We start from the raw sequence: 14,304 nt of genomic DNA, 5'->3' as shown, positions 1-14,304 counted from the left end.
GACGTCACGGGGCTCCGCCCCGGACTCCGCGCCTCAAACTCCCCCAGCTAACGCTGGGAGGTGCCCCCTGCGGGGCTGGATTTGGTCACCCGCCCCCGGAAGCCGAAATGCAGCCTACGAGTGCCCCAAGTCGTCGTCCCCGTTGCCGGAGGCGACCGCTCCGACCGAGCCCGCGTCCGGCTCCACGCGGAGCGGGAACGTGTCGACCACCGTCTCGTCGATCACCGGAGGTGCCGGCCGCGGGGCCTTCGGCATGACGGCCGCCTCGGAGTGGCCACCGCAGCCGTACGACAGGGAGACGACCCGGCCGTCCGCCGGGGAGAACTCGTTGGCGCAGACGCCGAAGGCCTGGCCGAGCGAGCCGCCGATCTTCGCAAGGAAGCCGCAGGAGACGCAGGTGGCGGGGGCCGCCTGTGCCATGGGGGTCTTCGCCCCGAAGGAGTCCTCCCAGCGGTCGGCCGCGACATGCAGCCCGTACCGGGAGAGCACCCTCTCGCGGCGCAGGCCCAGCTCCTCGGCGACCGCGGCGATCGAGCCACGGGTGGGCGCGACCGGCAGCGTGCCCACCGGGCCCGCTGTGATCTCGACGTCCTCCGCCTCGACGAGCTCCGCCATGTCGTCCGAGACCGGAGAGTTCGGCGGCGGCGTGTCCTCCCCGGTGTAACCGGGCTCCAGGCGCAGATCGTCGGACTCGGTCGGCAGCAGATCGCCGGGGCCGAGGTCGCCGGGGCGGAGCCGCTCGCTCCACGGCACCCACTCGGGGGCCAGGAGGGCGTCGGGCCCTGGCAGCAGCACGACCTCGTCGAGCGTGACGTACTTGGCACGGGAGGCGCGGGCCACGGTGGCCGCCCAGCGCCAGCCCCGGTAGCCGAAGTCTTTGCACTCGAAGAGGTGCGTGACGACGCGGTCGCCCTCGACCACCGTCTCGACGTGCTCGCCGACCACACCGGGTGCCGCGGCCTCCTCGGCCGCTGCCCGGGCGATGTCCACCGCCTCCGCGCACAGACGGTCAGGGGTGCGGCTTCGCGTTGTCGCTGCGCTCACAGGTATCGCTTCTCTCCTACGCCGTCTCACGAGTGCGCCGTCCTGTGTGCGGGAGCGCGGACGGAGCGGACCGGAGGGCCGCGTCGACGTCCGCACCCGACGAACCGGGCGCGCCTACGCCATCCATTCTGCGGGATGGCCGAGAGGCGCGCGGCCGAGAACAACCGCCGCGGGCGCGCTACGCACGCTACCTCCTCTGGCGCCCTGGGCCCACACCGACGTACGAGGCGCACCTGGCCGGAAAGCCGACCAGCGTGTCCATAACGGCACTAGTACGCCCTCATAAGGGGCACCATTGCTGGGTGGCTGCCGGTAGGTCGTCGTTCAAGTCGTCGTCGGGTTCGTCGTCGCGCGCGTCGGACGCGCCGAACCCCCTTCGCAAAATCGGCCGTGCCCTGCACCTCCCTTTCACCGGCACCGCACGCGGTATCCGCAAGGCGACGCACGCGCACGGTGCGGGCGAGTCGGGGCTCGGAAAGCTCATCGAGCTGCACGCGCTGAACGGCGCGGGCGACGTCATGATCACGGTCGCCCTCGCCTCGACGGTGTTCTTCTCCGTGCCGACGGACGAGGCGCGCGGCCGGGTCGCCCTGTATCTCGCGATCACGATGGCGCCGTTCACGCTCCTCGCGCCCGTCATCGGGCCGCTGCTCGACCGGCTGCCGCACGGGCGGCGCGCCGCGATGGCCGCGTCGATGCTGGCGCGGGCGCTGCTCGCCCTCGTCCTCGCGGGCGCCGTGACGGGCGGCGGGCTCCAGCTGTACCCGGCGGCGCTCGGCGTCCTCGTCGCGTCGAAGGCGTACGGGGTGGTGCGCTCGGCGGTCGTCCCACGCCTCCTGCCACCCCGCTTCTCCCTGGTGAAGGCGAATTCGCGGGTCACGCTCGGCGGGCTGCTCGCCACGGGCGCGGCGGCGCCGGTCGGGGCGGGGCTGCAGGCGCTCGGGCCGCGCTGGCCGCTGTACGGGGCCTTCGTGCTGTACGTGTGCGGGATCTTCCTGTCGTACTCGATGCCGCACAAGGTGGACTCGGCGCGGGGCGAGAGCAAGGCGCTGCTCGCGGCGGACGAGGAGCATCTGCACGGGCCGGCGCGGACCAGGGCGCGCAAGCCGGGCCTGCGGACGGTCGGCCCGGCCGTCACGCACTCCCTCGCCGCGAACGCCACGCTGCGCTGTCTGTCCGGCTTCCTGATCTTCTATCTGGCGTTCCTGCTGCGCGAGCACCCGCTGTCCGGGCAGAGCGCGGCCGTCTCGCTCGGGATCGTGGGCGTGTCGGCGGGGGCGGGGAACGCGCTGGGCACGGCGGTCGGGGCGTGGCTGAAGGCGCGGGCCCCTGAGGTCATCATCGTGACGGTGCTCGCGGTGGTGCTCGGCGTGGCCGTCCTGTCCGCCGTCTTCTTCAGCCCGCTCATGACGGCGTGTCTGGGAGCGGTCGCCGGGTTCGCGCAGGCGCTGGCCAAGCTGTCCCTCGACGCGACGATCCAGCGGGACGTCCCGGAGGCGGTGCGCACCTCGGCGTTCGCCCGCGCGGAGACCTTGTTGCAGATGGCGTGGGTGGTGGGCGGCGCGATCGGGATCGCGCTGCCGCTGAACGGGGTGCTCGGGCTGAGTGTCGCGGCGGCCATCGTGGCGGCGGGCTGGCTGGCCACGGTGCGCGGGCTGCTGTCGTCGGCACGCCACGCCGGGCCCACGAGCCGGGCACGCGTGGCGTAGGCACTGCCTTCAAGGCGCAAACGCGACACCCGCTCCCCCACTCGGAGCGGGAGCGGCGCCGCCAGATAGCCTTCCGCCTATGACCTCCCAGCGTTTTGTTGCGCGCCACCGCCGCGCCGTTGCCGCCGTCGGTGCCGTCGGCGCCGGGCTCCTCGTCCTCTCCGCCTGCGACAAGCCGACGCCGCTCGCCACCGTCACGGTGGACCGCAACTCGGTGAACTCCGAGGCCAGCTGCTACAACGACGGCGACCCGCTGAAGCCGACCGAACTGCAGGGCTGCCTGAAGGACAAGGACGCCAAGTCCATCAAGGTGGACCCGGACGCCACGGTCCGCTTCGGTGTCGACCCGGAGATCGCCGACAAGGGCTGGACGCTCCTGATGAACGGCCAGCCGCTCACGGACTCCAGCAAGAAGACCTACCGCACGGTTCCGGGCAGCGTCTTCTTCAACCAGCAGTACGGCGCCTCCGGTTCCGCGACCACCGTCACGATCCTGTCGGGCGGCAACTCCAAGGCGTACGGCCTGTGGTCGTTCAAGCTCGAGAAGGACAGCTGACGAATACCGCAGCCCCCGCACACGTACTGATCGCCACCGCCGTCCCGGCCGAACGGGACGCGGTGGCGGGCGCGCTGCACGATCACCCCACGCTTGACGTCGTAGCCGTCGGGGTCGGACCCGCCGCCGCGGCCGCCGGCACCGCGACCGCGCTCACGAAGGCCGAACTCGCGGGCAGCCCGTACACGCTGGTCGTCTCGGCCGGCATCGGCGGCGGCTTCACGGCCGCCCCCGGCGCGGTCCTGGTCGCGGACGCGATCACCGTCGCCGATCTGGGCGCCGAGACCGCCGAGGGCTTCGTCCCCGTCACCGAACTCGGTTTCGGCACCGTCACCCACACGCCCCCGGAGTCCCTCGTAAGGGACCTCGCGTCGGCCGCCTCCGCCACGGTCGGCACCGTGCTCACCGTCTCCACGGTGACCGGCACCGCCGACCGCGCCGCGCTGCTCGCGCAGCGCCACCCCGGCGCCGTGGCCGAGGCGATGGAGGGCTTCGGGGTCGCAGAGGCCGCCGCCGCGCACGGCGTGCCGGTGGCAGAGATACGCGCCGTCTCCAACGCCGTCGGCCCCCGCGACCGCGACGCCTGGCGTATCGGTGACGCGCTCGCCGCGCTGGCCTCCGCCTTCGGGAAGACCGCGCCCGTACTGGAGAGTTGGAAGAACACATGACCGACACCGCAGCGGGGGCCGAGCCCACCCGCATCGCCTTCTCGCCCTGCCCGAACGACACCTTCGTCTTCGACGCCTGGGCCCACGGCCGCGTCCCCGGCGCGCCCGCGCTCGACGTGACCTTCGCCGACATCGACATCACCAACGGCGTCGCCGAACGCCGCGAGGACGCCTACGAGCTCCTCAAGGTGTCGTACGCGGTCCTGCCGTACGTCCTCGACGACTATGCGCTGCTGCCGTGCGGCGGCGCGCTCGGGCGCGGTTGCGGACCCCTCGTCCTCACCCGTGAGCCGGGCGTGGACCTGTCCGACAAGCGCGTCGCGGTGCCGAGCGAGACCTCCACCGCCTACCTGCTGTTCCGGCTCTGGGCCGCGGACGTGGTGCCCGGTGGCGGCGTCGGCGAGATCGTCGTCATGCCGTTCCACGAGATCATGCCCGCCGTGCGCGACGGCAAGATCGACGCCGGACTCGTCATCCACGAGGCCCGCTTCACGTACCAGAACTACGGCCTGCACAAGCTCGCCGACATGGGCGAGCACTGGGAGGCCACGACGGGCCTGCCGATCCCGCTCGGCGCGATCATCGCGCGGCGCTCGCTGGGCGCCGAGAAGCTGCGCTCCTACGCGGACGCCGTACGCACGTCGGTACGGATGGCCTGGGACGACCCCGAGGCCAGCCGCCCGTACGTCATGGCGCACGCGCAGGAGATGGACCCGTCCGTCGCCGACCAGCACATCGGCCTGTACGTCAACGAGTTCACGGCCGACCTCGGCGAGGACGGCTACGCGGCGATCCGCGGTCTGCTGACCCGGGCCGCCGCGGAGGGCCTGGTCCCGGCGCTCGCGCCGGACGCGCTGTCCTTCCCGTAGCGGGGTAGCGGTAGCGGCTCAGACGTCCAGCTGGTCCGCCACCGCCCGCAGCAGACCGGCGATCTTCGCGCCCGCGGCCTTGTCCGGGTAGCGGCCGCGCTCCAGCATCGGGGTGATGTTCTCCAGCAGCGTCGTCAAGTCCTGGACGATCGAGGCCAGTTCGTCCGGCTTGCGGCGCTGTGCCGCCGCGATCGAGGGTGTCGGGTCCAGGATGGTGACCGAGAGCGCCTGGTCGCCGCGCTGTCCTGCGACGACCCCGAACTCGACCCGCTGGCCGGGCTTGAGGGCGTCCACGCCTGCGGGAAGTACGGAGGAATGCACGAAGACGTCGCCGCCGTCGTCGCGGGAGAGGAAGCCGAAGCCCTTCTCGCTGTTGAACCACTTGACCTTGCCGGTAGGCACGTGAAGTCCTCGTCCTCGTACTAGAAGAAAACGCTGGGATAAAGCGGCTGGATAGCAGGACAGCGGGCCGTGGTCCGACCCGCCGTCACCAAGACTATTGCTCCCGGGGCCGGTGACAAGATGTCGCCCGAGGGTTCGCTCGCTGGTCCGTGCTGGTCTGTGCCTGGCCCCTGTTTGTCTCTCTGCGCTGGGAACTACCCTTGCTGGGTGCGCGACAAAACCCAAGCCAATTCCGCGGTGGCCGAGACCGGCCCCGGCGACGGCCTCGTGAAAGCAGGCGGCATCGTCTTCATCGTGGGGGCGATCGCCACCCTCGTCACGATGGCGCCGCTGTTCCTCCACACCGACCCGTTCCCGACGATTTCCTATGCCGTGTGCATGCTGATGGGCGTCGGGTTCGTCATCGCCGCGGCCGGAGTGCTCCGCGGCGTCGCCGCGCAACGCCGTCAGGCGCGCTCGGCGACGTAACCCTCCAGCCAGGCCGGGAACTCGGTCAGGTCCTTCAGCACCACGTCGGCGCCCGCCGACCGCAGTTCGGCGGCGTCGCACGGGCCTGTCGTCACGCCCACGGACAGGGCGTTCGCGGTGCGTGCCCCGCGTACGTCGCCGACATGGTCGCCGACGTAGACGCTCGCGCCGTGCTCGCGCAGCGCGTGGCCCTTGCCCTCGGCCCACAGGTTGCCGATGACGGCGTCCGCGTCGATGCCGAGGTGCGCCAGGTGCAGCTTGGCGTTCGGCTCGTACTTCGCGGTGACGACGATCGCCCGGCCGCCCGCCGCGTGCACGGCGGCTATGGTCTCGCGCACGCCCGCCATCGCCGGCGTCGGCTCGATCGCGTATGTGGGATACATCTCACGGAAGCGGTCGACCATCGCCGGGATCTGCTCCGGCGGGCACCAGTTCGCCAACTCGTCGGTCAGCGGCGGGCCCAGGCGCGACACGACCAGGTCCGCGTCGACCTGCACCCCGGTCTCCTCGGACAGCGCGACCCAGGTGGCACGGATGCCGGGCCGGGAGTCGATCAGCGTCATGTCGAGATCGAAGCCGACGGTGGGGCCGGTGGGCGTGGGGTCTGTGTGGGGAGCCATGGGGATCATTCTGCCTGCCCGCCGACGGCTTCCCCGCAGGCGATCCCAGGGGCACCATGGGCCCCCATGAACCGCACCCGCCTCGCCCTCGGCGCCGCCCTCGTCCTCGCGCTCACCCTGTCCGCCTGCAGCTCGGACGACGGCGGGGGCGCCGCCAAGCCCGCCGCCAAGGCCTCCGGCAGCCACACGGTCGGCACCGCGATGGGCGACGTGAAGGTGAAGAACCTCCCCGAGCGCGTGGTCGTCCTCAACACCGCCGGGCTCGACTCGGCGATCACGCTCGGCGTGCGGCCCGTGGGAGCCACCCGGGCCGGCGGTGAGCAGACCCTCCCCGCGTACCTGCCCGCGTCGAAGACCAAGGGCATCACCGAGGTCGGCGAGCGGAACAGTCCCGACCTGAAGAAGATCGCCGCGCTGAAGCCCGACCTGATCATCGGCGACAAGGCCCACGACGGCCGGCGCTACGAGCAGCTCGGCGCCATCGCCCCCACCGTCCTCACCGGCTCCGCCGACTACGCGTGGAAGCGGAACTTCCTCGTGCACGCCGACGCGCTCGGCGAGAAGGCGCGGGCCCGGCAGGTGGCGGCCAAGTACAAGACCCACGTCGCCGCCGTCACCAAGGCCGTGGGCGGGGCGGGCGCGGCGGCGCGGACCGAGGTCAACGTCGTCCGGTTCGTCGCGGGCTCCGACATCCGCATCTACGGCAGGCGGACCCCCACCGGCACGATCCTGTCCGACGTGGGCCTCGGCCGCCCCGCGATCACGAACCAGGCTCGGGGCGGCCTCTCGTACGACGTGGGGCCCGAGCAGATCGGCAAGGCGGACGCGGACGCCATCTTCACGTCCACGTACGGCAATCCGGGCCTGGCCAAGGTCGCGGAGGCGACCACGAGCGGCCAGTGGCGCGGCATCAGGGCGGTGCGGGACAGCCGGGTCTACAACGTCGGCGACGGACTGTGGGCGGACGGCGTCGGCTACACGGCGGCCGACCAGATCCTCTCGGAGCTGCAGTCGGACCTGGCGCGGTAGGCGAAGGAGCCGGTTTTTATTGGGGGCTAGGCTAGAGACGGGGCGAGCGTGCCCGCCACACCAGGTAGAGCGCCGAGGCGAACGCCGCGCACCGCAGCACCCACGGCCACGTCTCGTCGAGCGCGCCGCTCAGCCTGCCGCCGGGGATCGGATCGCCCCACCGCCCGTCGCCACGCCCCCACAACCAGACGATGCCGGTGAGCGCGGCAAGCCCCGGCAGGCCGAACACCGCCAACTTCTTCTGCCCGATGGTCAGCTGCCGGGACAGGTAGATGACGGCCCAGCCGAGCAGCAGCACGAGGATGTTGCCGAGTACGGCGCCGACGACCAGGGCGAGGGCGGCGAGCAGCAGGAAGGGCTGATTGAAGGAGCGGCCGAAGGAGGCGCGGGGGACGCGGGACGCCTTGCGGCGGGGCCGGAACCGGAGGCGGGGCCTGGCGGTTCCTGGCTCCGCGCCCTCGACGCCGTCGTCCTCTTCGTCGTCCTCGTCCTCTTCGTACGCGTACTCGTCCTCGGCCCTGGCCCTGGCCGGTTCAGGGAGTGGGCGTTTGCGGAGGTCGGGGCCGCGGCCCGCACCGGGCGGCTTGAGTATGTCCGGGATCTCTATGCCGCCGACGAACCCCGGCACGTCGTCGACCTCGGTGCCCGGTATGCCGCCCCCGGCGCGCCACCAGTCGGCGGCCTCGAGCGTGCCCAGTTCGTCGGTGCCGGCGAGGTGTACGGGGGTCGGGCCATCGTCCGCGTCCACGGGTGGCTCGTCCGGCGCGGCCTTGCGGCGTACGCGGGCCTTCGGCACGATCCGGCCGAGCGTGCCTCTGCTCTGCTCGGGTTCGTCGCCCGCGGGACCGAAGTCGTAGGTGCCGTCGCCGTCCTTCGCGCCGGCGACGATCTGGTCCGGCGTGCCGATCCGGCCGATCAGTCTGCGTACGGCGGCCGGGGTTTCGGCGCCGCCCGCTGCGCGGCGTCGGTCGATCTCGGTGCGCAGGTCTGCGACGAGGCGCATGCGGGTCGACGACGGCAGTTGCCGTGACTGGGCCAGGTCTCCGACCTTGCTCAGGTAGTCGAAGACGATCTGATCACTCTCGATCCCCACGAAGTCCCCTCCGGGGTGGCGCTGTTGACGTGTCGACGGTATCGCGAATGGGTTCGGTCGTCCGTATCGCGAATGGTCACGGTCGTCCGTCCCCCGGTCACGGGGCTCTGCCCCGGACCCCGCGCCTCAATCGCCGGCGGGGCTATAAATACCGACCCCCCGCCGGGCTCGAAATGTCCAGTCCCGCCGGGCTCGAGCCATCAAGTCCCGCCGGGCTCGAAATATCTGGGCCCGCCGGGATCGATCCATCAAGTGCCGCGGGGCTTGATCTATCAAGCCCCGCCGGCGATTGAGGCGCGGGGTTCGGGGCGGAGCCCCGAGGGCGTAACGACGGTGCTGCGGGTTCGGGCCGCTAACGTGGGTGGGATGAGCGACGAGCAGACGACCGCGGCAGCACCCCGCTCCCTCGCGGAAGCGCTCCGCGCGCGCGACGACGGGTCCCTCGCAGCACTCCTGCGCGCCCGCCCCGATCTGCTCGGCCCCGTGCCGAACGACATGACGCAGCTCGCCACCCGCGCCGGCACCCGCGCCTCGGTGATCCGCGCGCTCGAGCGCCTGGACCGGTACACGCAGCAGGTGGCGCAGGCCCTCGCGGTGGCCCCGGACCCGACGACGTACGGAACGCTGGAGACCCTCCTCCCCGGCGAGGACTCCGCCGCCGCGCTCCCCCGCGCCGTCGCCACCCTCCGCGGTCAGGCCCTCGTCTGGGGCGGCGACGACGACCAGCTGCGCCTCGTCCGCACCGCCCGCGAACTGCTCGCGCCCACCCCGCAGCACCCGTCCCCGACCGGCCTCGGCCCGACCGTCGCGGAGGTCACGTCCGGGATGTCGCCGGGGCGTGTGCAGGAGATCGTCGGGGCGGCGGGCCTGCCGTCGACGCACGACCCGGTGTCGGCCGTGGCCGCGCTCACCGCCCTGTTCACCGACCCGACCCGGATGTCGGCGCTGCTCGACGACGCGCCGGCCGAGTCCATCGACGTACTGAACCGGCTGGTGTGGGGCCCGCCGTACGGGCAGGTCACGGCCCAACCGGCGGCGCACCTGCGGTGGTTGCTCGACCGCGGTCTGCTCGTGCCGACGAACCCCGGCACCGTGGTGCTGCCCCGGGAGGTGGCGCTGCATCTGCGCGGCGGCCGCGCCCACCGGGGCCTCGAACCGCTCGCGCCTCCCGTACGGGAGAAGGCGACGCACCGTCCACAGGTTGTGGACGCCGCGGCGGCGGCCGAGGCGTACACGGCGGTGTCGACCGTCGAGGAGCTGCTGAAGGACTGGGACGAGGGCGGCCCCGCCGTGCTCCGCGCGGGCGGCCTCAGCGTCCGCGACCTCAAGCGCACCGCCGTCGCCCTCGACAGCACCGAGCCGACCGCCGCCTTCTGGGTCGAACTCGCCTATGCGGCAGGCCTGTTGGCCTCCGACAGTGAGGCCGACGAGCGCTACGCCGCGACGCCCGCGTACGACGAGTGGGTGCTGCTGCCGCCCGCCGAGCGCTGGGAGCGGCTCGCGGCGGCGTGGCTGCCCGCGACCCGCACGGCGGGCCTGGTGGGCAGCCGGGACGGCAAGGACAGAACGCTGTCCGCCCTCGGCCCGCACCTGGACCGTTCGGCGGCTCCCGAGGTACGGGGCCGGGTCCTCGCCCTGCTGCTCACCGAGCTGCCGGAAGGGGCCTCCCCCGACCCCGACTCCGTGATCGAACGCCTCACCTGGGAGCGTCCGTCCCCCGCCGCCCTCGACCTGCGCACCCGCCTCGCCCAGTGGACGCTGGCCGAGGCCGAGCTGCTCGGCATCACCGGCCGCGGCGCGCTCTCGGCGCACGGCAGGACGCTGCTCCGGTCCCCGGACGACGACCACGCCGCCCCGCACCCCCTCACCCCCGCCGAAGCGGCCCTCACCGCCGCCCGCGCCGCGAAGATCCTGGCGCCGCTGCTGCCCGAGCCGCTCGACCACGTCCTCCTCCAGGCCGACCTCACGGCGGTCGCGCCAGGACCCCTGGAGCGCCCGCTCGCGGACGCCCTCTCCGTACTCGCGGACATCGAGTCGAAGGGCGGCGCCACCGTCTACCGCTTCACTCCGGGCTCGGTGCGCCGCGCGCTCGACTCCGGCCGCACGGCGTCCGACCTGCAGACCTTCCTCGCCCAGCACTCCCGTACGCCCGTCCCGCAGCCCCTCGCCTACCTCATCGACGACGTCGCCCGCCGCCACGGCCATCTGCGGATCGGCGCGGCCTCCGCGTACGTGCGCTGCGACGACGACGCCGTGCTCGGCGAGATCATGGCTGACAGGCGGTCCGCGCCGCTGCGCCTGCGCCGCCTCGCGCCGACCGTCCTCGCGGCGCAGGCCGACCCGGGCACGCTCCTCGAAGGCCTGCGCTCCATGGGCTTCGCCCCGGCCGCCGAGACTCCCGAGGGCGACGTCCTGATCGCCCGCGCGCACGCCCACCGCACCCCGCCCCGCACCGCGCCCGACCCGGTCCCCGACGGCCCGCCGCTGCCCGACGACACCCTCATCGACGCGGCGCTGCGGGCGATCCGCGCCGGCGACGCCGCCTCCACCGCCCCGCGCAAGCAGGCCCCGGCCCACCCCGGCAACGGCGAGCTGCCGCGCACCGGATCCGCCGAGACCCTCGCCACGATGCAGGCGGCCGTCCTCACCGGTGAGGCCCTCTGGATCGGCTACGTCAACGCGGAGGGCGCCGCGAGCCAGCGCGTCATCGCCCCCGTCCGCGTCGAGGGCGGCTTCGTCACCGCCTACGACCACACGGCCGACGAGGTCCGCACCTATCCGCTGCACCGGGTGACGGGGGTGGCGGAGCTCTCCGAGCAGTGATGCCCCGCGCTTGCCGGGATGCGGCACACTGGACGTTTGGCCCGTGCGGAAGGGATGTACGTACGTGAACGGTCCACTCATCGTCCAGAGCGACAAGACACTGCTCCTCGAGGTCGACCACGAGAGGGCCGACGCCTGCCGCCGATCCATCGCCTCGTTCGCCGAGCTGGAGCGGGCTCCCGAGCACATCCACACCTACCGGGTGACGCCGCTCGGGCTGTGGAACGCGCGGGCCGCCGGGCACGACGCGGAGCAGGTCGTGGACGCGCTGGTGGAGTTCAGCCGGTACCCCGTGCCGCACGCGCTGCTCGTCGACATCGCCGAGACGATGGACCGCTACGGGCGGCTCACGCTCAGCAAGCACCCGGCGCACGGGCTCGTGCTCACCAGCACCGACCGTCCCGTCCTGGAGGAGATCCTCCGCTCGAAGCGGATCCAGCCGCTGGTCGGCAACAGGATCGACGCCGACACCGTCGCCGTGCACCCCTCCGAGCGCGGCCAGATCAAGCAGACGCTGCTGAAGCTGGGCTGGCCGGCCGAGGACCTCGCCGGGTACGTGGACGGCGAGGCGCACGAGATCGAGCTCGACGAGGCCGAGTGGTCCCTGCGCCCGTACCAGAAGCAGGCCGTGGAGAACTTCTGGCACGGCGGGTCCGGTGTCGTCGTCCTCCCCTGTGGCGCGGGCAAGACGCTCGTCGGTGCCGGGGCCATGGCCGAGGCGAAGGCGACCACGCTGATCCTCGTCACGAACACCGTCTCGGCCCGCCAGTGGAAGCACGAGCTGGTGCGGCGGACGTCGCTGACCGAGGAGGAGATCGGCGAGTACAGCGGTACGAGGAAGGAGATCCGCCCGGTCACCATCGCCACGTACCAGGTCCTGACGACGAAGCGGAAGGGTGTGTACCCGCACCTGGAGCTCTTCGACTCCCGCGACTGGGGCCTCGTCGTCTACGACGAGGTGCACCTGCTGCCCGCGCCGGTCTTCAAGTTCACGGCCGACCTCCAGGCGCGCCGCCGCCTCGGGCTCACCGCCACCCTCGTACGTGAGGACGGGCGCGAGTCCGACGTGTTCTCGCTCATCGGCCCCAAGCGGTTCGACGCTCCGTGGAAGGAGATCGAGGCGCAGGGCTACATCGCCCCGGCGGACTGCGTCGAGGTACGGGTCAACCTCACCGACTCCGAGCGACTCGCGTACGCCACCGCCGAGGCCGAGGAGAAGTACCGGTTCTGTGCGACGACGGCCACGAAGCAGAAGGTGACGGAGGCGCTGGTCCGCAAGCACGCGGGTGAGCAGACGCTCGTCATCGGCCAGTACATCGACCAGCTCGACGAGCTGGGCGAGCACCTGGACGCGCCGGTCATCAAGGGCGAAACGACGAACGCGGTGCGCGAGAAGCTCTTCGAGTCGTTCCGCCAGGGCGAGATCAGCGTGCTGGTCGTGTCGAAGGTCGCGAACTTCTCGATCGACCTCCCCGAGGCGACGGTCGCGATCCAGGTGTCCGGCACGTTCGGCTCGCGCCAGGAGGAGGCGCAGCGGCTCGGCCGTGTGCTGCGGCCGAAGGCGGACGGGCACGAGGCGCGCTTCTACTCGGTCGTCGCCCGCGACACCATCGACCAGGACTTCGCAGCGCACCGGCAGCGCTTCTTGGCTGAGCAGGGGTACGCCTACCGGATCGTCGACGCGGACGAACTCCTGGCGGAGAGCTGACCCGTCGTCCTACCGGGAACCGGCGCCCCACGCCACGGGGCTCCGCCCCGGACCCCGCGCCTCAATCGCCGGCGGGGCTTGAAATGCCCGGTTCCCCGACCGTGGCGGTCGGGCGTCACCGGCTTGGGCAATCTGCCGCCTTGGGCGGCAGGGTGGGCAAGGCGGCACCCCGGTGCAGGCTGCGAGTTGCGGTGGGGCCCGCCACGGCGCAGCCGAGCAGGGCCACTCCGGCCAGCGGATACGGCGACGCCAATGGCTGCTGCCACCAGGCGAGGTGGAGGTCCAGGTCGCCCTCGTGCGGCAGTAGCCACATGGTGCGGGCCGTGAAGAGGGCCGCGAGTGCCCACGCCGTACGGCGCCACCCCTCGGCCCACACCACCGCGATCAGCGGCACACACCACACCCAGTGGTGCGACCAGCTGATCGGCGAGACGAGGAGTGCCGTGAGCGCGGCAAGGACGACACCCCGCGCCGGAGTCCTGGCGGCCCGGGCCGCGTACAGCCCGGCCACACCGACGGCGGCCGCCGGCACCGCCCACAGCAACCCCGGTTCGGCCTCGTGCAACACCCGCGCGACCAGCCCCTGCAAGGACTGGTTGTCGACGATCCACGCCTTGCCGACCCGCCCCGTCTCGTAGAGCCGCCGCGTCCAGAACTCCCCACTGGCGTACGGCAGGACGAGCGCACCCACCGCGACGGTGCCGACGAACCCGGCCACCGCGTGCGCCGCCTCCCGCCGCCTCCCCGCAAGGAACAGGTACACGATGAAGACGGCGGGCGTGAGCTTGATGCCGGTCGCGATGCCGAGTGCGAGGCCCTTGCCGGGCGCGCCGGGCGGCCTGGTCAGGTCCCACAGGATCAGGCACGCGAGGGCGAGGTTGATCTGCCCGAACAGCACCGTCTGGAAGACCGGTTCGAGCCACAGCGCGAGCGCGGCGACCGCGCACACCCCCGCCCACGTCACCCGCAGCCCCGCGAACCGGCAGGACAGCCGGACCAGCACCACGACCAGCCCGATGTTGCCGATGAGGAAGACCGCCTTGAGGACGCCCAGCGGAACCCACGCCGTCGGCACGAAGAGCAGCGCCGCGAACGGCGGGTACGTGGCGGGCAGTTGCCACTCGGTGACCGTGAACCCGTACAGATCACCGCCACCGGCGAGCACGGCGGCCCCCTCGGCCCGATAGACGAGAACATCCGCCATCGGGGCGGACCGGAGAACGCAGAGAGCGAGAAGCGCACCCACGGAGGCCGCAAGAAGAACAAACGGCCCAGCGGCACGCATACGGTCAATCACGACAACTGACCCTATTTC

The 14,304-nt window shown here is 72.5% G+C and carries 13 protein-coding genes; 8 read left to right on the top strand and 5 right to left on the bottom strand.

What is annotated here, in order from left to right; all coding sequences use genetic code 11:
- Positions 1 to 114 precede the first annotated feature (114 nt).
- Complete coding sequence (locus OG746_RS07270; protein WP_266712638.1) at positions 115 to 1,044, bottom strand: DUF3027 domain-containing protein; 930 nt, start codon at positions 1,042 to 1,044, stop codon at positions 115 to 117.
- A gap of 302 nt (positions 1,045 to 1,346) precedes the next feature.
- Between OG746_RS07270 and OG746_RS07265 the strand changes: the two genes are divergently transcribed.
- The 4 genes from OG746_RS07265 (at position 1,347) to OG746_RS07250 (ending at position 4,846) form a co-directional block, all read left to right on the top strand.
- Complete coding sequence (locus OG746_RS07265; protein ID WP_443063122.1) at positions 1,347 to 2,753, top strand: MFS transporter; 1,407 nt, start codon at positions 1,347 to 1,349, stop codon at positions 2,751 to 2,753.
- 79 nt (positions 2,754 to 2,832) lie between these two features.
- Complete coding sequence (locus OG746_RS07260; protein WP_266712636.1) at positions 2,833 to 3,309, top strand: DUF2771 domain-containing protein; 477 nt, start codon at positions 2,833 to 2,835, stop codon at positions 3,307 to 3,309.
- On the top strand, positions 3,279 to 3,977 hold the full coding sequence (locus tag OG746_RS07255; protein WP_266712634.1) for a futalosine hydrolase: 699 nt from the start codon (positions 3,279 to 3,281) through the stop codon (positions 3,975 to 3,977). Before OG746_RS07260 ends, OG746_RS07255 begins: the two co-directional genes overlap by 31 nt.
- A complete protein-coding gene (locus OG746_RS07250; RefSeq protein WP_266712632.1) occupies positions 3,974 to 4,846 on the top strand; it encodes a 1,4-dihydroxy-6-naphtoate synthase in 873 nt (290 codons plus the stop codon). Before OG746_RS07255 ends, OG746_RS07250 begins: the two co-directional genes overlap by 4 nt.
- A gap of 18 nt (positions 4,847 to 4,864) precedes the next feature.
- Here OG746_RS07250 and OG746_RS45420 read toward each other — a convergent pair whose 3' ends face one another.
- The gene (locus tag OG746_RS45420) at positions 4,865 to 5,248 is read right to left on the bottom strand and encodes a cold-shock protein (protein ID WP_323179557.1); all 384 of its coding nucleotides are present in this window, start codon (positions 5,246 to 5,248) and stop codon (positions 4,865 to 4,867) included.
- A gap of 207 nt (positions 5,249 to 5,455) precedes the next feature.
- Here OG746_RS45420 and OG746_RS07240 point away from each other — a divergent pair, with 207 nt between their 5' ends.
- Complete coding sequence (locus OG746_RS07240) at positions 5,456 to 5,716, top strand: hypothetical protein (protein WP_266712630.1); 261 nt, start codon at positions 5,456 to 5,458, stop codon at positions 5,714 to 5,716.
- Here OG746_RS07240 and OG746_RS07235 read toward each other — a convergent pair.
- Positions 5,695 to 6,336: an HAD family hydrolase gene (locus tag OG746_RS07235; protein ID WP_371590983.1), complete on the bottom strand. Its 642-nt coding sequence runs from the start codon at positions 6,334 to 6,336 to the stop codon at positions 5,695 to 5,697. The two genes, OG746_RS07240 and OG746_RS07235, sit on opposite strands and share 22 nt — an antisense overlap.
- A 66-nt stretch (positions 6,337 to 6,402) precedes the next feature.
- Between OG746_RS07235 and OG746_RS07230 the strand changes: the two genes are divergently transcribed.
- Entirely contained in the window at positions 6,403 to 7,365 is a 963-nt protein-coding gene (locus OG746_RS07230) for an ABC transporter substrate-binding protein (RefSeq protein WP_266712626.1), read from the top strand.
- 31 nt (positions 7,366 to 7,396) lie between these two features.
- Here the strand turns inward: OG746_RS07230 and OG746_RS07225 are convergent, their stop codons facing one another.
- A complete protein-coding gene (locus OG746_RS07225; protein WP_266712624.1) occupies positions 7,397 to 8,458 on the bottom strand; it encodes a hypothetical protein in 1,062 nt (353 codons plus the stop codon).
- 366 nt (positions 8,459 to 8,824) lie between these two features.
- Between OG746_RS07225 and OG746_RS07220 the strand changes: the two genes are divergently transcribed.
- Together OG746_RS07220 and OG746_RS07215 are read left to right on the top strand one after the other, a co-directional pair.
- Positions 8,825 to 11,281: a helicase C-terminal domain-containing protein gene (locus OG746_RS07220; RefSeq protein WP_266712622.1), complete on the top strand. Its 2,457-nt coding sequence runs from the start codon at positions 8,825 to 8,827 to the stop codon at positions 11,279 to 11,281.
- Between the two features lie 64 nt (positions 11,282 to 11,345).
- Positions 11,346 to 12,989 (top strand): DNA repair helicase XPB, encoded by a 1,644-nt coding sequence (locus OG746_RS07215; RefSeq protein WP_266712620.1) that lies wholly within the window; start codon positions 11,346 to 11,348, stop codon positions 12,987 to 12,989.
- 115 nt (positions 12,990 to 13,104) lie between these two features.
- Here OG746_RS07215 and OG746_RS07210 read toward each other — a convergent pair whose 3' ends face one another.
- A complete protein-coding gene (locus tag OG746_RS07210) occupies positions 13,105 to 14,274 on the bottom strand; it encodes a glycosyltransferase 87 family protein (protein WP_266718759.1) in 1,170 nt (389 codons plus the stop codon).
- Between the last annotated feature and the right edge of the window lie 30 nt (positions 14,275 to 14,304).

Source organism: Streptomyces sp. NBC_01016 (assembly GCF_026341035.1).
Classification (GTDB): domain Bacteria; phylum Actinomycetota; class Actinomycetes; order Streptomycetales; family Streptomycetaceae; genus Streptomyces.
The sequence above is the reverse complement of the archived record's forward strand: the minus strand, read 5'-3'. Positions and strand labels throughout refer to the sequence as shown.